The organism is Corynebacterium frankenforstense, from assembly GCF_030211955.1.
GTDB classification, from domain to species: domain Bacteria; phylum Actinomycetota; class Actinomycetes; order Mycobacteriales; family Mycobacteriaceae; genus Corynebacterium; species Corynebacterium frankenforstense_A.
On record NZ_JASODI010000022.1, the window covers coordinates 15,748 to 39,643 of the forward strand.

Here is a 23,896-nt window from a genome sequence, read left to right on the forward strand (position 1 = left end):
GCGGTGCCGGGCCAGGCCGCGGCGCGGGATGGCCGCGCCGCGTGGGCGGTTCCCTCACCCTCAGGAGCGGCGCCCGCGGATGATTTCCGACGCCGCGCGCAACCGTGCGGCGTCCTTGTGCCCGGCCCAGGTGCCCGTGTCCTCGCCGTACTCGAACCCGGAGTTGAGGTCGACGCCGGCGCAGCCGGCCTCGAACGCCCCCGCGAGGTTCTCGGGGCTCAAGCCCCCGGCGAGCAGCGCGTGGGCCTTGACGTCGTCGGGGATGGCGGACCAGTCGAAGGCCGAGCCGGTGCCGCCGTTGCCGGAGTCGAGGACGAGGCGGTCAACCTCGCCGACGAGCGCGGCGGCGACCTCGGCGGGCGTCGCGGCCCCAGCGTCCGACGCAGTGCCGGAGGCCCCGGCGCCGTCAGTACTAATCGGGCTCTCCCCCGCCGGGCTCATGGACACCGCACGCCAGATCTCGACGCCCTCGGGGAGCTCGGCGCGCACCGAGGCGATGAACTCCTTCTCGGCCTCGATGGAGCCCTGGTACGGCGCGTGCAGCTGTGCTGCGTCGACTCCGGTCTCGCGGACGAGCTCGCCCCAGCCGGATGTTTCACGTGAAACGGCGGCGAAGCGCAGCCCCGACTCGGCGGCGATGATCTCCTTGGCGGTTTCACGTGAAACATTGCGCGGGGAGCCCTCGGCGAAGACGAGGCCGCCCCAGGTCGCCCCGCAGGCGCGGGCGACCTGGGCGGCGGTCTTCGTGCGCAGCCCGCAGACCTTCACGGTGCCGAAGACGAGCTCGCGCGCGGCGAGGTCGATGTCCGGCTGCGAGGTCAGCTGAGAGCCGACGAGGAACGCGTCAGCGTGGCTCAGCGAGCGCACCGTCCGGTTGTCCCGGATGCCGCTCTCGGCGACGATCACAGCGCCCTCGGGGACCAGCGGCGCCAGCCGCGCCGAGCGCGACAGGTCGATCGAAAGGTCGTTGAGGTCGCGGTGGTTGACGCCGAAGATCTTCGCGCCGAGATTCGTCGCGCGGGCGACCTCGTCTTCGCTGATGACCTCCGTGAGTACGTCCAGGCCGAGGCGGTCGGCCTCGGCGGACAGCTTCGCGTACTCCTCGTCGGAGAGCACGGAGAGCATCAGCAGGATCGCGTCGGCGCCGAAGTAGCGGGCGGCGTGGATCTGCACCTCGTCGACGATGAAGTCCTTGCACAGCACCGGCAGGTGCGTGGAGGCCGACACCGTGGCCAGGTGGTCGTAGTCGCCACCGAAGCGCTCCGGCTCGCAGAGCACGGAGATGCCGGAGGCGTAGCGCGTGTAGATCCGCGCGATGTCGCCGGGGCGGTAGTCCTCTCGGATCATGCCGAGCGACGGCGAGGAGGACTTGCACTCCATGATGAAGCTGGTGCCGGGCTGCGAGAGTGAGTCGAAGAGCGAGCGCGTCGAGCGCGGCAGCGCCTCCGGGTCCACGTGCGTGATGCGCGCGCGGATCTCCGGCAGGTGGGTGCGCCTGGAGGCGACGATGCCCTCGAGCACCGTCGGCAGCGCCCCTCCCCCGCCGTGCGCGCCGGCGGCACCGGAGGCCGCGGCGCCCGCTGCGTCGGAATCAGTTCGCATAGTCGGCCTCCTCGTGCTTGTGCAGCCAGGCGTTGACCTCGCCGGAGTCCATGAGACCCAGCGCCTTGTCCACGCCGGCGCGCAGGGACTCCGCGGCGTCGGAAATGTAGAACATGCAACCGGCGGAGGCGGCGATCGCGGCGCGGTGCGCGGCCGGGCCGGTGCCGTCGAAGGCGGCGTAGAGGTGCTTGGCGTTCTCGGCGCCGTCGCCGCCGACCATCTCGGAGAGGTCGTAGGTGTCCAGGCCGAGGTCGGCCGGGGTGATCTCGTACTCCTTGATCTCACCGTCGCGGGTGAGCTCCCAGACCTGCGTCGGGCCCCACACGGCGACCTCGTCGGTGCCGGCGCCGTGGACCACCATCGCGCGCCCGCGGCCCAGGTCGCGGAAGACCTCGGCGATCATGCGGCCGACCTTCGGGTTGGCCACGCCCATGATCTGGAACTCGGGGCGCGCCGGGGAGAGCACGGGGCCGAGGGTGTTGAAGAGGGTGGGCACCTTCAGCGCGCGGCGCACCGGCTGCACGTGGGAGACGGCCGGGTTGTAGGCCGGCGCGAACAGGAAGGTGAAGTTCGAGGCCTCGAACTGGCGCACCGCGCGGTCCGGGTCGAGGTCCAGCGGGATGTTCATCGCCTCGAGCACGTCGGCCGAGCCCGACTTGGAGCTGACCGAGCGGTTGCCGCACTTGATCATCTTCGTGCCGCCGGCCGCCGCGACCAGCGAGGCGGCGGTGGTGATGTTGATGGTGTTCTTGCCGTCGCCGCCGGTGCCGGCGGTGTCGAGGATGCCCTCGCCGGTGATCGGGAAGGGACGGCCGGCCTCGATGAAGGCGCGGGCCGCACCGAGCAGGTCGGCGTAGGTCTCACCGCGGGTGCGGATCATGGTCAGCAGCGCGGCGATGTGCACCTCGTCGTAGTCGCCGACGGTCAGCGGCGTGAAGACGGCGCGCGCCTCCTCGATGCTCGGATCGGGGTTGTCCAGGTACTTGACGAGTGCGTTCAGTGCGCTCTGGGAGGTCATTGTCTTGTGCGTCCTTGTCTGTTTCGTGTGGTTGTGGTTGTCGCTTGCCGACGCCGCGTCAGTCGCCGTCGCCGGTACCGTCGCCGCCTGCGTGGCCGGCTGTGCCGCCGCCCGGGTCGCCCGCGAGGCGGGCGACGCAGCGGTTGAGCAGCACAGGCCCGTCGGGGCTCAGCAGCGACTCCGGGTGGAACTGCAGGCCGATGGCGTTGGCGCTCTCGCCGGCCATGACTACCGGCCCCGTCTCGGAGCGGCAGTAGCCCAGCGCGGTCATGCCCTCGGGCATCTCGGTGGTGCCCAGCGAGTGGTAACGGGCCACCGGCACGTGGCGCCCGGTGGCCGGGCCGGCCAGGCCGGAAAAGAGCGGGGAGGCCACGCCCTCGTCGGTGAGCACCATGTTGTCGGTTACGCCGTGGACCGGCCCACAGGCCGCCACGGTGCCGCCGTGGTGCTCGAGCAGCGCCTGGAAGCCGAGGCAGATGCCCAGGACCGGCACCTGCGCGGCGTCGGCACGCGCGATGACGTCCATCAGGCAGCCGGCCTCGCGCGGGTGGCCCGGCCCGGGCGAGGCGACGATGAGGTCGGGCCCGAGGGCGAAGACCTCGTCGGCGGACACGGTGTTGCGTACGACAACGGTCTCGTGGGTGGCGGCGAGCGTGTCGACGAGGTTGTAGACGAAGGAGTCGCGGTTGTCCACGACGACGACCCGGCTCATCGGATCACCTCCAGTTCCTTGTTCTGTGCCTCGGCCAGTGCGTGCAGCACGGCGTAGGCCTTGTGCAGGGTCTCGTCGGCCTCGGCCTGCGGGTCGGAGTCGCGGACCACGCCCGCGCCGGCCTGGACGGTGGCGATGCCGTCCTGGACGAACGCGGAGCGGATGACGATGCAGGTGTCCATGTCGCCGGCACCGTTGAGGTAGCCCACGGCCCCGCCGTAGGAGCCGCGGCGCACGCCCTCGGCCTCCCGCAGCAGCTCGGTGGCGCGCAGCTTCGGGGCACCCGTCAGCGTTCCCATGTTCATGGAGGCGCGGTAGGCGTCCAGGGCGTCCAGGCCCTCGGCCAGGGTGCCGGCGACCTTGGAGACCAGGTGCATGACCGCCGAGTAGCGGTCCACGTCCATCAACCCGATGACCTTTCGGGTACCGGGCTCGCAGACCCGCGCGACGTCGTTACGCGCCAGGTCGACGAGCATGGTGTGCTCGGCGAGCTCCTTGGCGTCGGTGCGCAGGGTCAGCTCGTTGCGGATGTCCAGCTCGTCGGTGGCGCCGCGCGGGCGGGTGCCGGCGATCGGGTAGAGCCGCAGCGTGCGGTCGGCCGCGGTGTACTTCAGGTTCGACTCGGGCGAGGCGCCAAAGAGCTCGAAGGCCCTGTCGGTCGCTCCGCGCAGGTAGAACATGTACGGGCTGGGGTTCTCGGCGCGCAGGCGGCGGTAGGCCGCGAAGGCGTCGGGGCACTCCGTGGTGAAGGCGCGGGCGGGCACCACCTGGTAGATGTCGCCGGAGTAGATGTTGCCCTTCAGCCGCTCGACGGCCGCGCGGAACTCGGCGTCGGTCTGTGTCGCGCGCGCCGGGAGGGCGCCGACGTGGCCGCGCTCCCCCGCCGTGGTCGCCGCGGTGACGGCCGGGGTGCCGGCCTGGACGTCGGACGCGGTGCTCGGGGCGTCGGGGGCGTCGGTGAAGCCCTCGGCCAGCCGTGCCAGGCGTTCGAGCTCGGCGCCGAGGCGGGCCTCCTCCTTCTCGCCGTAGGCCAGCGCGTAGATGCGTGCCGAGCTGTCCTGGTGGTTGATCTCGAGGACGATCTCGGCGAGGAGGAACTGGTAGTCGGGGAACGTGTTGGGGCCGTCGGCGACCTCGGGAAGCTGCTCGAAGGTGCCCAGGTAGTCGAAGGCGAAGCCGCCGACGAGCAGGCCGCCGGAGTTCTGCAGGCGGCGCAGCGGCTCGACGGTGCTCGCCGCGGTGAGGCGCTCGCGCTCGTCGGCGGCCGTCGAGGCCGGGAAGGTGTAGCCGCCGGCGTCGATCGTGGCGGGGGTCCCGGCGAGTTCCTCGTCGAGGCCCGCGTGGCGGGTGGTGCCGCCGGCGGAGAACTCCTCGACGCTGACGTGGTCGCCCGTGCAGGTCAGACGCAGCGAGGAGGCCAGGATCCCGAGCGAGGAGATGCCGGAGCGGGTGGTGATGTCAGCGCTCTCGAGGAGCGCGGTGGTCGGTGCGGTGGCGCCGCCGAGGTGGGCGAAGAGCCCGGAGGCGTCTTCTCGGTAGGCGACGGTGCGTTCCAGCACGGTCGGTTGTGGTGCGGGCAACGGCGGACCTTTCTCACGTCGTCAGTTCGGGTCTGTGTGGCTCGGGCGGCCCGAATACGACGAAACGGCCCGCTGGATGATGCGTGCGAGCCGTGGAAGGTGTGGGTGCAACTGGGTGCAGGAAGTCGGTGGCCCGCCGATTAAGCGCGCCACCACCACTGCTGAAGAATGTTGCTCACGGGAAAGAGGATAGACCCCCGGTGTGCCGTGTGCAACACCGGGGGTGGCGGGGTGGATCAGTCGTCAGCGCGCTTCGCGGCGCGGCGCAGGGCGTCGAGGTCGACCTTCGGGGTGTCGTCGGTGCTCTCCTCGGCGATGCGCCGGGCGTCGAGCGCAGCGACGGTGTGCGCTCCCCTGCCGGCGCCGGCGCCCACGGCGGCGACCGCGCCGATGACGAGGACGACGGGGACGATCCAGCCCCAGCCGCTGACGATGGAGCTGAACGCGGCGGCGAAGCCGAGCAGCACGCCGGCGAAGACCCACATGGGCCCGGCGATGCGGTGGGCGGTGACCCACATGTCCTTCGAGCGGCGCACCTCGGGCACCCGCAGACCGACCACGGAGTTGCCGGGCAGTCTGCCGGTCCATGCCAGGGCCCCGACGATGAGGACGGCGACGGCGAGGACGACCAGGACTACGGTGACGGCGATGTTCATGTGGGTGAGTTTACGGGTCTGGGTGACGTGGACGGTCCACGGGTGGACGGGCGCTGATGCGGGGTCGGAGGGGGTGATGAGTGGGAAAATAAGGAGAGGGGGAGTTACTTGTTTAAAGTCACTGTGGCGATACTAGATGCGGAGAACGCCGTTCGTAGGAAACGACGGCGGCGTCGTTGCCGCGGACTCCTTCGTGGTGGCCGAGAAGCCGCCGCACAACGAGACTTTCCAGTCGGTCTACCCGGCCTCGGTCTACCTCCAGGGGGTCGGCGGCTCGGTCGCGCCCGTGGTCCGTGGCTCCTCCGGCGAGACCGTCGACCCGCCCGAGGGCACCAAGTACGCCTTCCAGGAGGGCACTTTCGTCCCGCAGGGCGTGACCATCGACCCGGCCACGGGCGTCATCTCGGTGGGCACGGACTCCAAGCCCGGCGAGCGCGGCCTCGAGGTCGTGGTCACCTACCCGGACGGTACCGTCGATGAGGTCATCGCCGACGCGCGCCTCGAGGCGAACGACGCGGCGAAGTTCCAGCCCGAGTACCCGCCGGCGACGCTGGAGCGCGGCCAGGAGGTCACGCTGCGCCCGGAGTTCAAGGACGCCGCCGACGAGCCCGTCGCGGCTCCCGGTGAGGTGAAGTACCGCCACAAGGACGGTGCCGTTGAATTGCCGACGGGCGTGTCCCTCGCCGAAGACGGTTCCGTCACCGTGGGCGCAGATACCCCCGCGGGCACGTACCACGTGCTGATGACGGTGACCTACCCGGACAAGTCGAGCGAGGACATCGAGGCGACGTTCACTGTCACCGAGAAGAATAACGAGACCTTCGGCGTCAGCTACCCGGAGACCAGGACAGTGCACGGGCAGCTGGCCACGGCCAGCCCGGAGTTCACGGACGCCGGCGGCGAAGAGGCGACGCTGCCGGAGGGCACGAGGTTCGCGCCGATCAACGGCCTGGCCGCGCTGCCCAAGGGCATGACCCTCAACGCCGAGACGGGTGAGTTCACCGTGGCCCTGGAGACCGCCAAGGGCACCTACGAGGGCATCGTGGTGGTCACCTATCCGGACGGATCGCAGGAGCAGGTCCCCGTCAAGCTCGACGTCGGCGACAACCAGGCCGACAGGTTTGAGGCGTCCTATGCGAACCTGACGCTGTCGGCGGGTCAGGGCGGCACGATGCCGTTGAAGATGACGGACGCCGAGGGCAACCCGGTCGAGGTGCCTGAGGGCACGACCTTCGTCCCCCGCTTCGCTGTCTCCTCGCTGCCGGCGGGTGTGTCGATCAACGAGTTGACCGGCGAGTTCACGGTGGTCAAGGACATGCCGAAGGGCACCTACGCCGGCTGGGTGCGGGTGACCTACCCGGACACGACCGTCGCCGCGGGCGAGCAGGCCCGGTCGCGGGTGTCCTTCACCACGAAGGGCAGCGAGGGCAGCGAGGCCGCTGCCCCGATCCCGGAGGGCACGCGCTTCTCCCTGAAGGAGGTGGACGGGGAGGTCGACCCGAAGGGGACGGTGGCGCTGGAGAACACTGGCGGTAAGTTGCCGGTCGGTGCGACGGCGGACGCCGGCGACAAGGCCTCGGCGTCGGTGGACCCGGAGACCGGGAAACTGACGGTGGTCGCCAACGAGAACGCGAAGCCGGGTGATGAGATCACGGTGACCGTCAAGGACGCCGGGGGCAATGTCATCGACACCGTCACGCTCACCGTGTCCGAGGGTCAGGCCGGAAAGCTCGAGCCGGGTTACGGCGCGGTTGAGGTCGCGGCTGGCACCGGTAAGACGGTCTCCCTTAACTTCACCGACAATGAGAACAACGGGGTAGCCGCGCCGGATGGTACGTCGTTCGCCAAGGGCGGCGGTGAGGATGTCCCGGACTGGGTGACGGTCAATGGAGAGGACGGGTCTCTGTCGGTTAGGCCGGATGCGGGTGTCGCCCCGGGTGACTATGAGGTCCCGGTGGTGGTGACGTATCTGGATGGGTCGACGGACACGGTCAAGGTGAAGGTGACGGTTTCTCCGGGGATCGTGGTCGTCAAGGACAAGGTGACTGTTGTCGAGGGCCAGGAAGCTGATCCGTTCGAGACCGTGAAGAATGTTCCGCAGGGTGGTTCGGTCGAGGTTTCCGGTCTGCCGACTGGTCTGACGGTTGATGCTGCCACCGGCAAGATCTCGGGTACCCCGCAGAAGCTGGACTGGAAGGACGGCACGGAGGAGTCCCGTGATGTCACTGTCACTGTCACGGTGACGGTCAAGGACAAGGACGACTATGTTGTCGTCGGTCCGGAAGAGAGGACCGTGACTGTTCAGCGTGACACTGACAGGGACGGTGAGCCGGGTGTCGCCGATGAGGATGATGACGGTGACGGTGTCCCTGAAGAGGTGGAGAAGGAGAAGGGTTCTGATCCGAAGGACCCGGACAGCAAGCCTTCCGACGAGGCTGACACGACGGCGGTCGACAAGGACAACGTCAAGCCCGTCGATCCGAACGCGGATGAGCAGGACACCGGTATCACGGTCAAGAATCCGGGTGAGAACGTTGACGGTCCGATCACGGTGATCGTTGAGGATCCGGATCTGCCGGCCGATGAAAACGGCGAGCACGAGGTCGAGATCGAGGCCCCGGTCAACGATCACGAGAAGGACGTCGACAACAACGGGGATGGTCATCCGACCGATCCGACGGACCCGACGGATCCCACCGATCCGTCTGAGCCCGCGGACATCGGCCGCTGCGTCGCCGCCGGTCTCGGCATCGGGCTGCTGCTCGCCGGCCCGGCCATCGGCGGGATCATGATGGAGGCCTGCGCCCCGGACAAGGGCAGCTCCGACGGCTCCTCCGAGCTTGACGGTCTCACGCCGCTCGGCTCCTCCGGGACCGCCGAGGAGCCCGGCACCGCGGACGAGACCGACGGCGTTGAGTCCGAGGCCGCCGGGGACGCCGCGGAGGCCGAGGACCCCGCCTCCGAGGACTCGGAGGCCTAGACCCGGTGCCGGACTCCGGCGCCGCCCGCGCCGGCCCACCCACGCTGGGCCGCGGGACGTCGGCAATCGCGGGCTGCCGTGGACATGTCCCGGAACCGCACGGGGGCGGCACCCGGGGGCGGCCCGCCAGCACCGATGGCGGATTCCTCCAGGACGCCGAGTAGTCTCTTAGCCACCGCACAACGAATCGTGCGAGTATCCCAAGTCATTTCAACCACCCGAGAAAGCACTTCCCCGCCATGGATCTCAAGCGCATCTCACAGTCGTTGCTCTTCCGCGTGGTCCTAGCGATCATCCTCGCGGTCATCTGCAGCCAGTTCTTCCCTGAATGGCTGGCCCGCGTCTTCGCCACGTTCAACGGGCTGTTCGGCAACTTCCTCAGCTTCTTCGTCCCCGTCCTCATCTTCGCGCTGATCACCCCGGCCATCGCCGGCCTCGGCCGCGGCGCGGGTAAGTGGCTGGCGATCACCACAGGCATCGCCTACACATCGACCATCCTCTCGGGTTTCCTGGCCTACGCGCTGGCGCGCGGGGTCTACCCCGCCATGCTCGGCGGCCAGACCGTCGCCGAGAACGTCACCGACGTCTCCGAGGGTGACCTCGAGCCCTTCTTCAGCATCGAAATGCCGCCGCCCTTCGAGGTCATGACGGCCCTGCTGCTCGCCTTCTGCGTCGGCTTGGCCATGACCGTGGTCAAGTCCGACACGATCTACAAGGCCAGCCGTGACCTCGAGCGCGTGGTCATGAAGGTCATCTCGGCCTTCGTCGTGCCGCTGCTGCCGCTGTTCATCTTCGGCATGTTCCTCGGCCTCGGCATGAACGACAACCTGCTGGGCACCTTCGTCCTCTTCGGCCAGGTGCTGCTGCTGTCGATCGCCATGACCGTCGTCTATCTGATCTTCCAGTTCGTCGTCGCCGGCCTCGTAGCCGGGGTCAACCCCTTCAAGGCGCTGGTGACCATGCTGCCCGCCTATGCGACCGCGCTGGGCACCGCCTCGTCCGCCGCGACCATCCCGGTCACGCTGCGCTCCTCCCTGAAGAACAACGTCGACGCCAACGTCGCCGGCTTCACGGTGCCGCTCTGCGCGACGATCCACCTCGCCGGCTCGATGATGAAGATCATGCTCTTCGCCTTCGCCATCGTGTTCATGGCAGACATCGACGTCTCCGTCGGCCTGGCCATCGGCTTCGTGCTCATGCTCGGCATCACCATGATCGCCGCGCCCGGCGTGCCCGGCGGCGCGATCATGGCCGCCGTCGGCCTGCTCGGCTCGATGCTCGGCTTCGACGACAACCAGATCGCCCTGATGATCGCCGCCTACGTCGCGATCGACTCCTTCGGCACCGCCGCCAACGTCACCGGCGACGGCGCGATCGCCCTGATCGTCGACCGCTTCGCCCGCGGCAAGATCAAGGCCACCCGCCCCGAGGACTCCGTCGCCGCGGACCTCGAGATCGAGGGCGCCGAGAAGGCCTAGGGCCTGAGGTTCGAGCCTCAGGCTCGAGCCCCCGCGCACGGCAGCGCCCCCGGACCACCCGGTGCGGGGGCGTTTCACTTGCCGACGCCGCGTCGCTCGCCGTGGGCGCACGGGTGCGCCGTGGGCGCACGGGCGCGGCGGGGCCGCGCCGCGCGGCGTCGGAAAGCGCGCTACCGGCGGGCGCGCTCGTACTCGCGCGCGGCGGTGCGCCAGTCCAGGTCCACGTGCTCCGGGGTCAGCGCGTGGATCGAGTCGACGCCCATCAGCGCCAGGGCCCGCTCCATCTCGTTGCGGAAGATGCCCAGTGCGTGCGAGACGCCCTCGGCGCCGGCGGCCATCAGCCCGTAGAGGTAGGCGCGGCCGATGAGCACGGCGTCGGCGCCCAGCGCGCAGGCGGCGACCACGTCCGCGCCCGACATCACGCCGGTGTCCAGCAGGATCGTGGCGTCCTCGCCGAGCGCCTCGCGCGTCTGCGGCAGGGTGTACAGCGGCACCGGCGCGCGGTCGAGCTGACGGCCGCCGTGGTTGGACAGCACCACCCCGTCCATGCCCTCGGCCATGCAGCGCACGGCGTCCTCGGTGGTCTGGATGCCCTTGACCAGCAGCGGGCCGTCCCAGTTGCGGCGCAGCCAGGCCAGGTCCTCGAAGTTGAGCGTGCGGTCGAAGAGCTTGCCGATCTCCGAGAAGGACTTCAGTCCCCCGCCGACGTTGGCGAAGCCGAGCGGCTCGGTGCTCAGGAAGTTCAGCCACCACTCCGGGCGGTAGGAGGCGTCCAGGAAGGTCTTCCATGTCAGCTGCGGCGGGAAGGTCATGCCGTTGCGGGTGTCGCGGTGGCGTGCGCCGGTGACCGGGCAGTCGACGGTGACCATCAGCGCGGTGAACCCGGCCTCCTTCGCGCGGCGCATCAGGTCCTCGGAGAGCCCGCGGCCCTCGGCCTTGGTCAGGTAGAGCTGGAACCAGTGCGCGCCGTCCGGAGCGGCCTGCTGCACCTCCTCGATGGTGGCGGTGCCCATGGTCGACAAGGTGAAGGCGATCCCGGCCTTCGCCGCGGCGCGTGAGCCGCCGACCTCGCCCTCGGCGTGCATCATGCGGGTGAAGCCGGTCGGCGCGATGGCCAGCGGCATCGACAGCTCCGAGCCCATCACGGTGGTCGCCAGGGTGATGTCCTCGACGTCGCGCAGCACTCCCGGGCGGAAGGACAGCTCCTCGTAGGCGGTGCGCGAGCGGGCCAGCGAGAGCTCGCGCTCGGCGGCGCCGTCGACGTACTCGAACGGGCCCGTCGGGGTGCGCCGGCGCGCGATGCGGCGCAGGTCCCAGATGTCGGCGGCCTTCTTCAGCCGGTTCGCCCGCGGGTCGGTTCCCGGCACGGCGAGGTGCAGGTAGCCCTTGAGGGTGTCGATGTCCGGCAGCTGGCGGGTCAGCGGGGCGATGCGTCGGGGGAACTTCATTTTCTTCTCTCAGTGTCTTCGGGGGTGGGGTGTGTCGCTTGCCGACGCCGCGCCTGCCTCCCTCCGCCGCCCGCTTGCGGGTGGGCGTCGGTTGCGGAAGGGGGGCGGGTCCGGTATGCCCCGGGGTGGTGGGGCGATGGCGGTGGTTGGCGGGTGCCGGTGGTTGGCGGCGGTTGGCGGATGCCGGTGGTGACTGCCGGTGGCGTCGGAGGCGGTTGGCGGCGGCTGCCGGTGAGGCGCCGGGTGACGCCTGCGCGGGTGGGTGTGCCCGGTGCTGGCGGGTGCGCGTGCTGCCGTGCGGGTGGGTGTGCCCGGTGACGGCGGATGCCCGTGGTTGCCGGCCGGTCCGGTGGGTTGCCGGAGGTCAGCGCTCGTCGCGTACGCCGAACCACATCGCCGCCGAGGCACGGGTGGCCTCGGTCAGCTTGTTGCAGGGCACCGGTTTGTAGGGCACCGGTTCGCGGCCGGCCGCGTGGACCGCGGTCTCGAGGCGGTCGCGCACGAGCCAGACTTCGCGCGGATCAGGCCGGTTCGTGGCGAGAATGGCGGGGATGCTGTCCAGGCCCAGCCCGGTGTCGGCGGCAAGGTCCTGTTCGGTCCAGCCGGAGGCATCGAGGTTGGCGCGCAGCTCTGCGGCGGTGTTCTGCAGTTCCTCGTGGGTCAGCGACACAAAACAAATGCTACGCCATCGTAAGGCCCCGTCAAGAGACGGTAGCGCTCCGCTGGCAGTCCTGGTGGAAGCGTCGCTGCAGCCTCAGGCACCGTAGCAAGCGGGCTATGCCCTTGCTACCGATGGCCGTCTGACCTTTCCCCGAAATCTGGCAGGGCCTGGGGGTCGTTAGCCAACAACGGTAGCCATGAGGCTTCAGCTGGCTAGGCATGCGAGGAGCTTCATCCGCCCCCTGCAGGCCTAGAAGCATAGTGGTCACCCCGGAGTTTCCCGGCTCTTCGTGTCTCGTCGTGCGTAGCTAAGGTAGGCCCTAGCGATGGCTGGGGAGGCACTAAATGTAGGGGTCGTGGCCGGTACACGATGGGAGCCAGTACACATCCATTTCACAGAACCAAGTCCCGTCATGAAACCTAACGGTAAGCCTCGCCGCCAATCGCCATCTACCGCACAGTCGAACTCAGTCTGACCATCCAGGTGCTCCTGATGCCGCGGATCGAACCGTAGACAACGCCGCAGTCGTCGCACCAGACGATACCTGCCTGGGCCGCGGGGCTGTGGAGTTCTGCGTATCACGTATGGCGCCGGCTTGTCGACCTGCCGGTCGCAGCCTTTCCCACCCGGCTTAACGGGGTATCCCGCTACCGGTGCGCCAACGCCTCCTGCCCACGGAAGGATCTTCCAGTCCCGCCTTACGTGTGCTGCCCCGAAAGCCACCGTGACCAAACGGGTGACCCGATGAATCCTTCAACGTCTGGCCCGCGATCGGATGAGTGCCTCCTCCACCGCCACAGCCCCGGGCTGGGCTGGCAGCTTGTCAACCAGATCGCCTTGGACGCTGCCCGCCGGCTGGTCTACACCGACTCCGACCACCTCGACGGGGTACGCGTGCTGGGAGTAGACGAACACGTGTGGAAACACACTCACCGGCCAGGCGAGCCTGATGCGTTGGTCACCGTGGTGGTGGATCTGGCCCCACTGGACGAGGCAGGTCCAGCCCGCTTGATCGACATGCGACCGGGCAGGAGCACCCAGGTGCTTGAGGGCCGGTTGTCTGACCGTGACGAGGGGTTCCGAAAGAACCTTCAGACGGTGACCATGGACGGGTTTCCGGTTACGTCACCGCCGTCGACCGCGCGCTTCCCACCGCGGTCAAGGTCATGGACCACATGGAAGGGTCCATGACCTTAAGGGCTTTTCGCGTCTCGTAAGGCATAGGTAGGCCCTAGCGTGGCCGAAAGGCACTGCATGGCGGCTCCCAGTTCCGCTAGATAGACGGGAGCTTGGTAATTGTCATCTTGTAACGGCGAGGAACCCTACATGTAGTGCTGCCCCGGGGCACCGTTCAGGTTTTCCTACGCCCTACGAGACGCGAAGAGCCGCTTTACGGTCGAGTATCGTATTTTTCTTCGGCGGGTCGGCGATTCTGTGCCGCCATTCTCGGCGTTAGTTTCTGTCTTTCCTCCCCCGGTGCCGCGAGGCCCGCCGGCGCCTTGTCCGGCCGGGGTTTCAGCAGCAGGATGTGTACGCTCAAGGCCAGCTCGATCGCCGCGAGCAACCCGACCAGCCACCATTTGCCCACCACATTGGCCACGATCACCATCGAGACCCCCATGCCGAGCCATAGCGCGGCCAGGGTGCGCGCCTTGTGCCTCGGCGTCATCTGCCGGTGGTAGTAGTTCGTGATGTACTCACCGAAGACGGGGTGGCCCAGCAGGTAGTCCTCGAGCTGCGCGCGAAGCAGAACAGCGCCAGCAGCAGAAACGGCGTGGTCGGCAGCACGGGCAGCGGGATGCCGATCGCGCCCAGGGCCAGCGCGATACACCCGACGGCGATGTAGAGGTGTAGAGGTAGCGCACGCGGCCAAGCCTACGACACAACCGGGGAGGGCAGCCTCGGCTATCCCGCCGCCCGCCCACGCCGCGCCGTGCTGCGCGCCGGGGTGGGCGCGGCGTCGGCAAGCGGCGGCGCCATACGGCGACCATCAAGTGGGACGGTGCGGCCGCACAATGGGACGCTCCGGGTTCCTGCCGCTCACCGCGGCCTACTAGACTTAACCACCATGGAAACGCCGAGCAGCACTCCCGCCACGCCCGCGCACCGCTACACCGCGGGGCTGGCCAACAAGATCGAGAAGCACTGGCAGCAGTTCTGGGTGGACAACGGCACCTTCGACGCGCCGAACCCCGTCGGCGACCTCGCGCCGGCCGACGGCAAGCTCCCGGACGACAAGCTCTTCGTCCAGGACATGTTCCCCTACCCCTCCGGCGCGGGCCTGCACGTGGGCCACCCCCTCGGCTACATCGCCACCGACGTCTTCGCCCGCTACAACCGCATGCTGGGCAAGAACGTCCTGCACACCCTGGGCTACGACGCCTTCGGCCTACCCGCCGAGCAGTACGCCATCCAGACCGGCACCCACCCGCGCACCACCACGATGGCCAACATCGAGAACATGCGCCGCCAGCTCGGCGCCCTGGGCCTCGGCCACGACCAGCGCCGCAGTGTGGCCACCACCGACCCGGAGTTCTACCGCTGGACGCAGTGGATCTTCCTGAAGATCTACAACTCCTGGTTCGACGCGGAGCAGCAGAAGGCCCGCCCCGTCGACGAGCTGATCCCCCTGCTCGAGAGCGGCGAGATGCCGCTTCCGGAGGGCTTCAAGGGCTCCTACACCGAGCTCTCCCGCCTCGACCAGCAGCGCGTGGTCGACGAGTTCCGCCTGGTCTACCGCGCGAACTCCACGGTCAACTGGTGCCCGGGGCTGGGCACCGTGCTCGCCAACGAGGAGGTCACCGCCGAGGGCCGCTCCGAGCGCGGCAACTTCCCCGTCTTCCGCCGCCGCCTGAGCCAGTGGATGATGCGCATCACCGCCTACGCCGACCGCCTCATCGACGACCTCGACCTGCTCGACTGGCCCGAGAAGGTCAAGACGATGCAGCGCAACTGGATCGGCCGCTCCCACGGCGCCGACGTCACCTTCGACGTCGCCGGCAACGACGTCACCGTCTTCACCACCCGCCCCGACACCCTCTTCGGCGCGACCTACATGGTGCTCGCCCCCGAGCACGAGCTTGTCGACGCCCTGGTGGCCGACGCCGGCGCGTACGGGGACGTCGATGAGCGCTGGACCTACGGCTGCGCCAGCCCGGCCGAGGCCGTGGCGGCCTACCGCCGCGACATCGCCGCCAAGTCCGACCTGGAGCGCCAGGAGAACAAGGAGAAGACGGGCGTCTTCCTCGGCGTCTACGGCACCAACCCCGTCAGCGGGGCCAAGGTCCCGGTCTTCATCGCCGACTACGTGCTGACCGGCTACGGCACCGGCGCGATCATGGCCGTGCCGGCCCACGACGAGCGCGACTACGAGTTCGCCCACGTCTTCGGCCTGCCCGTGGTCGAGGTGCTCTCCGGCGGGGACGTCGACAAGGAGGCCTTCGTCGGTGACGGCCCGCACGTCAACTCCGCCAACGACTCCGGGCTGGACCTCAACGGCCTGGGCAAGGCCGACGCGATCGCCAAGGTGACCGCCTGGCTCGAGGAGCAGGGCAGCGGTGCCACGAAGGTGCAGTACAAGCTGCGCGACTGGCTGTTCGCCCGCCAGCGCTACTGGGGCGAGCCCTTCCCGGTCGTCTACGACTCCGAGGGCGTGGCCCACGCGCTGCCCGAGTCGATGCTGCCGGTCGAGCTGCCCGAGGTCGCTGACTACACCCCGCCGACCTTTGACCCCGACGACGCCGACAGCGAGCCGCACCCGCCGCTGGCCAAGGAGAAGGACTGGGTCACCGTCGAGCTGGACCTCGGCGACGGCCCGCAGACCTACCGCCGTGACACCAACGTCATGCCGCAGTGGGCCGGCTCCTCCTGGTACCAGCTGCGCTACATCGACCCGACGAACTCCGAGGCCTTCTGCGACCTGGAGAACGAGCGCTACTGGACCGGCCCGCGGCCTGAGGAGCACGGGCCTGAAGATCCGGGCGGCGTGGACCTCTACGTCGGCGGCGTGGAGCACGCGGTGCTGCACCTGCTCTACTCGCGCTTCTGGCACAAGGTGCTCTTCGACCTGGGCTACGTCAGCTCGAAGGAGCCCTACCGCCGCCTGTACAACCAGGGCTACATCCAGGCCTACGCCTACACCGACTCCCGCGGCGTCTACGTCCCGGCCGCCGAGGTCGAGGAGCGCGACGGCAGGTTCTACCGCGACGGCGAGGAGGTCAACCGCGAGTACGGCAAGATGGGCAAGTCGCTGAAGAACGCGGTGGCCCCCGACGACATCTGCCGCGACTACGGCGCCGACACCCTGCGCGTCTACGAGATGTCGATGGGCCCGCTGGACACCTCCCGGCCCTGGGCGACCAAGGACGTCGTCGGCGCGCACCGCTTCCTGCAGCGCACCTGGCGCCTGGTGGTCAACGAGGACACCGGGGCCGCCCAGCTCTCCGACGCGGAGCCGACCGAGGACGACCTCAAGGCGCTGCACCGCACCGTCGCCGGCGTGCGCGAGGACTACGAGCACCTGCGCGACAACACCGTGGTGGCCAAGCTCATCGAGTACGTCAACCACCTGACCAAGGCCTACCCGGATGACGTGCCGCGCGAGCTGGTCACCCCGCTGGTGCTCATGCTCGCCCCGCTGGCGCCGCACCTGGCCGAGGAGCTGTGGCGCCTGCTCGGCCACGACGAGACCGTCGCCTACGAGCTCTTCCCCGAGTTCGACGAGAAGTGGCTGGTCGACGACGAGGTCGAGCTGCCCGTCCAGATCAACGGCAAGGTGCGCGCGCGCATCACGGTGGCCGCCGACGCCTCCAAGGAGGACGCGGTGGCCGCCGCGAAGGCGGACGCCAAGATCGCCGGCCACCTCGAGGGCAAGACCGTGGTCAAGGAGATCGTGGTGCCCGGCCGCATGGTCAACCTCGTGGTGAAGTGAGACTGGGCGGTGAGCTCCAACCCCTGGGCCCTCTACGAGGAACTCGCCGCGGGCGTGCCGGCGGACCTGACCGTCAAGGACTACCAGGTCGCCGGCCGCTGGGCGTGGGTCGAGGCCTCCGACGGGCAGGTCGGCATGGCCGCGGTGTACCCGGGCGACGGGCGGCCGGTGTCCTTCAACTCGATGGACGGGCTGTTCGGGCTGCCGCTGCGCGAGGCCGCCGGGCTGGCCAAGTCCTGGAACTTCACCGAGGCCGGCATCGGTGTCGCCGCGATGAACGCCTGGTACAACCACCCCGACCGCGGCGGTGCGGTGGGCACCGACGTCGCCGAGCTCAACCCGGGCCGCGCCGCCCGGGTGCTCGGCCGCTCCCACGGGGACTCCTTCCGCGTCTTCCGCGACCGCGTCGCCGGGCGCAAGGTCGTCGTGGTCGGCCACTTCCCCGGCCTCGAGGAGATGCTCGCCCCGGTCTGTGACCTCGCGATCCTGGAGCGCCACCCCCAGCGTGGCGACTACCCGGACTCGGCCTGCGAGTTCCTGCTGCCCCGGGCGGACTGGGTCTTTATCACCGGATCGGCGCTGGTCAACAAGACGATGCCGCGGCTGCTGGAGCTCGCCGCGCCTGCGATGACCGCGGTGGTCGGCCCGAGCACCCCGATGACGGGGCTGCTCTACGACCACGGCGTGGACGTGCTCTCGGGGTTCCTGCCGACCGACCGCGCGCGGCTGACGGTCAGCCTGCGCGGCATCGGCGGCGGCCGGCGCTTCAGCTACGGCCGGCAGGTGAACCGGGCGAAGGAGTAGGGGTCGGGTCGGGGCCGGTCGGGGTGCTTTTGCGCCGCCCAGGGCCCTTTTCCGCCGCCGGTGTCAGAATGTGCGACGGCTCGGCTGCACACTGTGACGGTCCCGCGACCGTTATGCGAAAACCCGCAGGTCAGCGCGTCGCTGAAAATCGGGGCGTCAGATTGTGCGACCGCGGCGTCGCACAATCTGACACCCGTGCCGGGGCCGGCCGGTCCCGCTCCCCCGCCCGGACCCCTCAGACAACCCCCGCGGCGTCGGGGATGAAGAGGGAGGCCAGCACCAGCAGCACCACGACCACCACGGCGACGATCCCCCACCGGCGCTTCTCCAGCAGCGGCAGCTCGGAGTCGGGGCGGGCGAAGAGCTCCTGCTCGTCGGCGGTCAGCAGCGCCCAGTCCTCGGTGTAGGCGTTGCGCCGGCGGGCCCACTCGGCGACCTGCCGGGTGTCGCGCCGGTTGCACCACAGCCAGTAGGCCCCCGGCACCGCGAAGGCCAGGAAGTAGAAGATCGACGCAATCCAGCTGTTCACTGCCTCGGACTGCGGGTACTCGCTGGACACTCCCCCGCCGCCGACCAGCATGATCGCGCCCATGACCACCGCGCCCCACGCGGCGACGCGCTTCCAGCCGGCCGGCCGGTAGGCGCGCAGGCGGGCGGCGGCCTCCCCGGCGCTGACCGGGGCGGTCGAGTCGGCGCCGCCCTTCTCGAAGTGGCGGTCGTTGTACTCGACGTAGGCGGCCGCCGGGTCCTCGTCGCCCCGCGCCGCGCCGTGTGCATCCCTGGTGCTCATACCCGCAGGCTACCGGTCCCCCGCGACCCGATGGGCCCCGAGGCCGCGCCCCCGCGCACACTCGTTCGATCCGTCGAGTCGGCTCGCGATGACGTCCGGGCCCGCCACCGCGCCACCACTGCGCCCCGCGCCGGTCCCATGCCGCCACTCCCCCACCCTCTCCGCCACCGCCTTTAAGGTAAGGGCAGCCACAGCTACACTTGCACACATGGATATGAACCGAGAGATCCGCGCGCGGCGCCTCGTCGCCCAGCATCTCGCCGGTTCCGCCGCGCGGCCGTCGACGGCGGGCCCCGTCGAGGTGCTCCGAGAACTGCTCGCCCTGCGCGCCCGCCGCTTCTGGCCCGGCGTCAACGCGCTGGCCGAACGCGCCGGCTGCCGCCCCGAGGACGTCCTCGACGGGGTGCGCGCCGGGCACATCGTGCGCACCCGCACCGGCTGGGGCAGCCCCGTGCTCGTCGCCGCGGAGGACGCCCGCTGGCTCAGCGCCACGCTGACCTCTGCCGGCGCCCACCTGGCCGACCTCGCCCGCGCCCGCCTGCTCGACCTCGACGCCGCGGACATCGAGACCGCCCGCGGTGTGCTCCTCGCCGAGCTTCGCGAGCGCCCGTTCGCCGACCCTCTGCACTCCGCCGAGGCCTTCGCGCTGCTCGCGGAGCACGGCGTCGACCCCGACGGCGGCCGTGGCCCCCACCTGCTGACCATGCTCTCGCGCGAGCCCGAGGTCGTCTGCGGCGCCACCCGCCGGGAGGCCACCTACGCCCACGTCGACTCGCTGCCCGTCGCCCAGCGCGAGCTCGCCGGCGACGCCGCCCTCGCCGAGCTCGCCGCGCGCTTCCTGCGCTCGCACGGCCCCGCCGACGCCGCGGATCTGGCCTGGTGGGCGGGCCTGAGCCCCGCCGTGGCCGCCCACGCCGTCGACGCCGCCGAGGGCGTGGTGCCCTTCTCCCCCGCTCAGGACGAGACGACTGCCGACGCCGCGTGCGAGTTAACCCCCGGCGGTTCCGTCACGGTGACGGGCGCCGACGCCGCGTGCGAGGCCGCCCCCGGCTTCGAGGCCGGCGTGCGCCGGGGCCGGTGGATGGCCGACTGGCAGACCGAGGTCACCTCCGGCGAGATCAAGCGCGCGCTGCGGCGCACCGTGGTGCTGCCCGCCGTCGACGAGTACGTCCACGGCTACGCCGACACCTCCCTGGTCCTCGGCGAGGCCGGACGCCCCGAGGCCTTTTACGGCGAGCGCGGCGTGCCCGCCGCCCCCGCCAACGCCGGGCTGCCGGCCGAAATCTTCGGCCAGCTCACCGTCGCCCACGGTGAGGTCGTCTCCCCCGCCGCCTGACCGCGGGCCCGGCCGGGCCGCCCCGTCTCCCCCGCCGCTTAAGCGCGCACCACGACGCGCACCCCCTCGCGGCCTGCGCCCCGCCTGACGCGGGAAAACACCCCCGGAAATCCACCCACATCTCACATCTGAACTCGCGGTGAGTTGCGCCCGGGTCTGCGTCGGAAATTGGCCCGGACTAAGCTGGAAGTTGACTGTGAACTCAAACTCCTTCTCCGGAAAACCAGAGGTGATCCACGGTGGGTAAGCGGACGGCGGGCGTCCTCGGTGCGGCGGCGGCAGCGGTCGCCGCACTGGCGGTACGCGACTACCGCCAGCCCAAGCACTCCATCCTGCGCAACTACCCGGTGCTCGGGCACGCGCGCTACGCACTCGAGGCGATCCGCCCCGAGCTGCAGCAGTACTTCATCGAACGCAACTGGGACGGCCGGCCCTTCGACCGCAACACGCGCAGCCTGATCTACTCGCGGGCCAAGGGGCAGACCTCCACCAAGGCCTTCGGCACCGAAGAGGACGTCAGCTCCCCCGGTCATCGGACCTTCGTGCACTCCATGCGCCCTGTCGAGGTCCCCGAGACCCCGCCGCGGGTGCACATCGGCGGCGACAGGTGCACCCAGCCCTACGACATGGCGCTGCTCAACGTCTCGGCGATGAGCTTCGGCTCGCTGTCCGGACGCGCGATCCAGGCGCTCAACAAGGGCGCGGCGATGGGCGGGTTCGCCCACGACACCGGCGAGGGCGCGATCTCGCCGTACCACCGCACCTACGGCGGCGACCTCGTCTGGGAGCTGGGCACCGGCTACTTCGGTGCGTGCACCCCCGAGGGCGGCTTCGACGAGAAGGTCTTCGCCGAGAAGGCCCGGGACCCGCAGGTCAAGATGGTCTCGCTCAAGCTCTCCCAGGGCGCCAAGCCGGGCCTCGGCGGCGAGCTTCCGGGCTCCAAGGTCACTGAGGAGGTCGCCGAGATCCGCGGCATCCCCGTCGGCAAGACCTTCCTGAGCCCGGCCGGCCACACCGTCTTCGACACCCCCGAGGGCCTGCTCGAGTTCGTCGACCTGATGCGCAAGGCCTCCGGCGGCAAACCCGCCGGCTTCAAGCTCTGCGTCGGCTCCAAGCGGGAGTTCCTCGCGGTGTGCAAGGCGATGCTGTCCACCGACCTGCTGCCGGACTTCATCATCGTCGACGGCTCCGAGGGCGGCACCGGCGCCGCCCCGCAGGAGTTCGAGGACCACGTCGGTCTGCCGCTGACCCAGGGGCTGACCTTCGTGCACAACGCGCTGGTGGGCGTGGGGCTGCGCGACAAGATCGCGATCGGCGCCTCCGGCAAGGTCGCCGCCGCCAACGACGTGGTGCGCCGCCTGACCCAGGGCGCGGACTTCACGAACTCGGCGCGCGCGATGATGATGGCCGTCGGCTGCATCCAGGCGCAGCGTTGCCACGTGGGCACCTGCCCGGTCGGCGTGGCCACCCAGGACCCGCGCCGCGAGCGCGCCATCGACGTCGAGGACAAGGCCATGCGTGTCAAGCGCTACCAGCAGGCCACCGTCCACGAGGCGCTGCGGCTGATGGCCGCGATGGGCGCCGGCGAGCCCGCTGACCTGCGTCCCGACATGATCCGGCTGAACACCGCCGCCGGGGTCTCGCGCACCTACGGCGAGACCTTCGACTGGCTCGAGCCCGGTTGCCTGGTCGACGGTGAGGTGCCCGAGACGTGGCGCGCCGACTGGGAGGCCGCGGACCCGAAGAGCTTCTGAGCCCCGGTTCCGGGGGGCCTTGCGCGCCGCGACTGGCGGTATTGCGCGCCGGGCCCGGCCTGCGGAAACTGGCGCTAGGGTGCGACCCTTAATGGTTGTTCGCCATTTCCGCGGCCGCCCACGGAAGTGCGGCCGCGATGTCCGAGGCCACGATCGGACCCGGCCCGAACGGCGTCTGTGCCGCCAGCCACGCCGCCCGGGCGTGCAGAGCGGCCGCGGTGACCGCCGCGGCGTGCACCTGCCCGCCGCGCGCGAGCCACGCCCCGCACAGCCCCGAGAGCACGTCGCCCGAGCCCGGCGTGGCCGCCCACGAGTGGCCGGAGCCGACCACCGTGACGAGCTCCGCCGAGGCCACGACCGTCAGCCGCCCCTTGAGCAGCACCGTCGCGTTGAGCTCGCGGGCAAGGTCCCGCGCCGCCGTGATGCGGTCCGGCCCGGCCGCGCCGCCGATGCGGGCGAATTCCCCGGCGTGCGGCGTGAGCAGGCAGTTGCCGTGCTTGACGACGTCGCGCTTGAGCGCGTCGTCGCCTGCCAGCACCGTGAGCGCGTCGGCGTCGATGACCAGCGGCTCGGGGCGTGCGAGCAGTCCGGCCAGTTCCGCGCGGGCGGTCTCGTCGGTGCCGCGGCCCGGGCCGACGACCCAGGACTGCACCCGCCCGGCCGCGGCGACGGTGTCACTGGCGACGACCTCCGGGTGGGCGCGCACGACCTCCCCACGGCAGGAACCGGCGTAGCGCACCATCGCCGGGGTGGCCCGCAGCGCGCCCTCGGTGGCCAGCACCCCGGCGCCCGGGTACTTCGCGGAGCCGGCTGCGATGCCGGTGACCCCGCCGGTGTACTTGTCGTCGCCGGCTCCGGGTTCCACCGCGTCGAGGAGCCGGTGGGCGGCGACCGGGCGTGCCGGGTTCGACGCCGACCACCGGAATGTGGGACGGTCGACGGCACGGGTGAGGAACTCGTCGTCGGAAATCGGCTGCTCAGCCAGGGTCCCGGAGAGCATCCTGCCGCCGAGCCCGATGTCGGCGAGCAGCACCTCGCCGCAGGCCGAGGTGAGCGCGTGGACGCGGCGCAGGCCGCCGAAGGTGACGGTCACGGTCGCGGTGACGTGGCGCGGCGCGCCGGTCTCCAGGTCGGCCTCGAGGCGCTCGGCGGTGTCGGCGGCGATTCCTGAAGGCACGTCGACGGAGATGACCGGCACGCGGTTGGCCGCGAGACCGGCGACCACGGCCGCGGCGTCGGGGCGCAGGCCGGGCCGCCCGCCGATGCCGGTGATGCCGTCGACGGCGAGGTCGACGTCGAGGACGGGGGAGTGGGCGGTGTCGTCGCCGGGGTGCTCGAGGACCTCGCCGCCGGCGTCGCGCAGGGCCTGCAGGGCGCGCTCGTGCGGGTGGGAGCCGAGAAGGACGGCCGCGACCCGGTGGCCGTCGAGCCGGAGGCGGGCGCCGGCGTAGAGGGCGTCGCCGCCGTTGCCGCCGGAGCCGACGAGCAGGACGACGCGGCCGGCGCGCTCGCCGACGAGGCCGGTGAGCATGTCGTGGGCCGTGGCGGCGACGGCCGCGGCGGCCTCCCGCATGAGCTCGTCCGGCTCGGTCTGGGCGTCAAGCAGGGGACGTTCGGCGGTGCGGACCTGTTCGACGGTGTAGAGCTGCTCCATAATCCCGACCTTACGGGGGTTGGGCGCGCCGCGGCGGGGTGGAGAACGCTGGCCCGCGGGGGTCGGGGCGGCCTGTCGGCGGGGGTCGGGGAGGCCTGTCCGCGGCGCCCGATCCGGCGGGGGAGCGGCACCGCCCCGGCAGGGGGAGTGGCACCGCCCCGGAACCCCGGCGAAAAAGAGAGATTAGGCAATCCTACCCCCGGGTGGGGGCGAAAGAAAACGCTGTGACCTGGGGTGATCGAAAATCGACGTGAGAATTCGGCTTAGCCCTAGTCAATCGAAAGAGGTAAGGATAACCTGTTCTTAGATCAGTGCAACGGGGACTGCCGGAGAGGTCCTCGGGAACCTGATCGAACGGGAAACCACAGTGAGTGCGTCCACCTTGGGTCGTGCAGTGCAAAAAACCCCGGTCCGAAATTGAACTGCTCCCCATTAGTTGGACTGAGAAATCAGTTACCGACTAGTGGGGAGTAGTTTTCTTTGAGAGCACGAA

At 70.3% G+C, this 23,896-nt stretch carries 15 protein-coding genes and 2 pseudogenes; 7 read left to right on the top strand and 10 right to left on the bottom strand.

The features are described from left to right. Positions 1-60: 60 nt before the first annotated feature. From trpCF to QP119_RS10145, 5 genes are all read right to left on the bottom strand, one after another. Positions 61-1,602 carry a bifunctional indole-3-glycerol-phosphate synthase TrpC/phosphoribosylanthranilate isomerase TrpF gene (gene trpCF, locus QP119_RS10125; RefSeq protein WP_284775850.1) on the bottom strand — a complete coding sequence of 514 codons (1,542 nt, stop codon included), beginning with the start codon at positions 1,600-1,602 and terminating at the stop codon, positions 61-63. Then, a complete protein-coding gene (gene trpD, locus QP119_RS10130) occupies positions 1,592-2,620 on the bottom strand; it encodes an anthranilate phosphoribosyltransferase (protein WP_284775852.1) in 1,029 nt (342 codons plus the stop codon). The genes trpCF and trpD overlap by 11 nt, the downstream gene beginning before the upstream one ends. Before the next feature lie 58 nt (positions 2,621-2,678). Then, on the bottom strand, positions 2,679-3,332 hold the full coding sequence (locus tag QP119_RS10135; RefSeq protein WP_284775854.1) for a glutamine amidotransferase-related protein: 654 nt from the start codon (positions 3,330-3,332) through the stop codon (positions 2,679-2,681). Then, positions 3,329-4,891, bottom strand: coding sequence for an anthranilate synthase component 1 (locus QP119_RS10140; protein WP_284775855.1), 1,563 nt, complete (start codon positions 4,889-4,891; stop codon positions 3,329-3,331). The genes QP119_RS10135 and QP119_RS10140 overlap by 4 nt, the downstream gene beginning before the upstream one ends. Positions 4,892-5,148: 257 nt before the next feature. Then, positions 5,149-5,568 (bottom strand): SdpI family protein, encoded by a 420-nt coding sequence (locus QP119_RS10145; protein ID WP_284775856.1) that lies wholly within the window; start codon positions 5,566-5,568, stop codon positions 5,149-5,151. A gap of 136 nt (positions 5,569-5,704) precedes the next feature. On the opposite strand from QP119_RS10145, the gene QP119_RS10150 reads away from it, so the two are divergent. Both QP119_RS10150 and QP119_RS10155 read left to right on the top strand, forming a co-directional pair. Further along, entirely contained in the window at positions 5,705-8,548 is a 2,844-nt protein-coding gene (locus QP119_RS10150; RefSeq protein WP_284775858.1) for a Rib/alpha-like domain-containing protein, read from the top strand. Positions 8,549-8,787: 239 nt separating this feature from the next. Continuing rightward, a complete protein-coding gene (locus QP119_RS10155) occupies positions 8,788-10,026 on the top strand; it encodes a dicarboxylate/amino acid:cation symporter (protein WP_284775860.1) in 1,239 nt (412 codons plus the stop codon). 170 nt (positions 10,027-10,196) lie between these two features. Here the strand turns inward: QP119_RS10155 and QP119_RS10160 are convergent, their stop codons facing one another. Beyond that, on the bottom strand, positions 10,197-11,474 hold the full coding sequence (locus QP119_RS10160; protein WP_284775862.1) for an alpha-hydroxy acid oxidase: 1,278 nt from the start codon (positions 11,472-11,474) through the stop codon (positions 10,197-10,199). A gap of 364 nt (positions 11,475-11,838) precedes the next feature. Next, positions 11,839-12,144, bottom strand: a complete 306-nt coding sequence (locus QP119_RS10165) for a DUF2316 family protein (RefSeq protein WP_284775864.1) — start codon at positions 12,142-12,144, stop codon at positions 11,839-11,841. A gap of 432 nt (positions 12,145-12,576) precedes the next feature. On the opposite strand from QP119_RS10165, the pseudogene QP119_RS11860 reads away from it, so the two are divergent. Next, a pseudogene (locus QP119_RS11860) lies at positions 12,577-13,307 on the top strand (transposase); the annotation flags it as partial. A gap of 218 nt (positions 13,308-13,525) precedes the next feature. Here the strand turns inward: QP119_RS11860 and QP119_RS10175 are convergent. Beyond that, a pseudogene (locus QP119_RS10175) lies at positions 13,526-13,923 on the bottom strand (YbaN family protein). Between the two features lie 280 nt (positions 13,924-14,203). Between QP119_RS10175 and leuS the strand changes: the two are divergent. Together leuS and QP119_RS10190 are read left to right on the top strand one after the other, a co-directional pair. Next, positions 14,204-17,065 (top strand): leucine--tRNA ligase, encoded by a 2,862-nt coding sequence (leuS, locus tag QP119_RS10185; RefSeq protein WP_284775868.1) that lies wholly within the window; start codon positions 14,204-14,206, stop codon positions 17,063-17,065. Positions 17,066-17,074: 9 nt separating this feature from the next. Beyond that, entirely contained in the window at positions 17,075-17,869 is a 795-nt protein-coding gene (locus QP119_RS10190; protein WP_284775870.1) for a DUF364 domain-containing protein, read from the top strand. A gap of 235 nt (positions 17,870-18,104) precedes the next feature. Here the strand turns inward: QP119_RS10190 and QP119_RS10195 are convergent, their stop codons facing one another. Then, positions 18,105-18,659, bottom strand: a complete 555-nt coding sequence (locus QP119_RS10195) for a hypothetical protein (protein ID WP_284775873.1) — start codon at positions 18,657-18,659, stop codon at positions 18,105-18,107. Between the two features lie 208 nt (positions 18,660-18,867). On the opposite strand from QP119_RS10195, the gene QP119_RS10200 reads away from it, so the two are divergent. Then, positions 18,868-19,995, top strand: coding sequence for a DNA glycosylase AlkZ-like family protein (locus tag QP119_RS10200; protein ID WP_284775874.1), 1,128 nt, complete (start codon positions 18,868-18,870; stop codon positions 19,993-19,995). Positions 19,996-20,234: 239 nt separating this feature from the next. Further along, the gene (locus tag QP119_RS10205) at positions 20,235-21,749 is read left to right on the top strand and encodes an FMN-binding glutamate synthase family protein (RefSeq protein ID WP_284775876.1); all 1,515 of its coding nucleotides are present in this window, start codon (positions 20,235-20,237) and stop codon (positions 21,747-21,749) included. 88 nt (positions 21,750-21,837) lie between these two features. Here QP119_RS10205 and QP119_RS10210 read toward each other — a convergent pair whose 3' ends face one another. Beyond that, positions 21,838-23,403, bottom strand: coding sequence for a bifunctional ADP-dependent NAD(P)H-hydrate dehydratase/NAD(P)H-hydrate epimerase (locus QP119_RS10210; protein WP_284775878.1), 1,566 nt, complete (start codon positions 23,401-23,403; stop codon positions 21,838-21,840). Between the last annotated feature and the right edge of the window lie 493 nt (positions 23,404-23,896).

Bases quoted from the DNA above. Each gene is read 5' to 3' on its own strand.
- trpCF (WP_284775850.1), bottom strand. From the start codon at position 1,602: ATGCGAACTGATTCCGACGCAGCGGGCGCCGCGGCCTCCGGTGCCGCC.
- QP119_RS10210 (WP_284775878.1), bottom strand. From the start codon at position 23,403: ATGGAGCAGCTCTACACCGTCGAACAGGTCCGCACCGCCGAACGTCCC.
- QP119_RS10155 (WP_284775860.1), top strand. From the start codon at position 8,788: ATGGATCTCAAGCGCATCTCACAGTCGTTGCTCTTCCGCGTGGTCCTA.
- QP119_RS10200 (WP_284775874.1), top strand. From the start codon at position 18,868: ATGGATATGAACCGAGAGATCCGCGCGCGGCGCCTCGTCGCCCAGCAT.
- QP119_RS10195 (WP_284775873.1), bottom strand. From the start codon at position 18,659: ATGAGCACCAGGGATGCACACGGCGCGGCGCGGGGCGACGAGGACCCG.
- trpD (WP_284775852.1), bottom strand. From the start codon at position 2,620: ATGACCTCCCAGAGCGCACTGAACGCACTCGTCAAGTACCTGGACAAC.
- QP119_RS10160 (WP_284775862.1), bottom strand. From the start codon at position 11,474: ATGAAGTTCCCCCGACGCATCGCCCCGCTGACCCGCCAGCTGCCGGAC.
- QP119_RS10135 (WP_284775854.1), bottom strand. From the start codon at position 3,332: ATGAGCCGGGTCGTCGTCGTGGACAACCGCGACTCCTTCGTCTACAAC.
- QP119_RS10145 (WP_284775856.1), bottom strand. From the start codon at position 5,568: ATGAACATCGCCGTCACCGTAGTCCTGGTCGTCCTCGCCGTCGCCGTC.
- QP119_RS10150 (WP_284775858.1), top strand. From the start codon at position 5,705: ATGCGGAGAACGCCGTTCGTAGGAAACGACGGCGGCGTCGTTGCCGCG.
- leuS (WP_284775868.1), top strand. From the start codon at position 14,204: ATGGAAACGCCGAGCAGCACTCCCGCCACGCCCGCGCACCGCTACACC.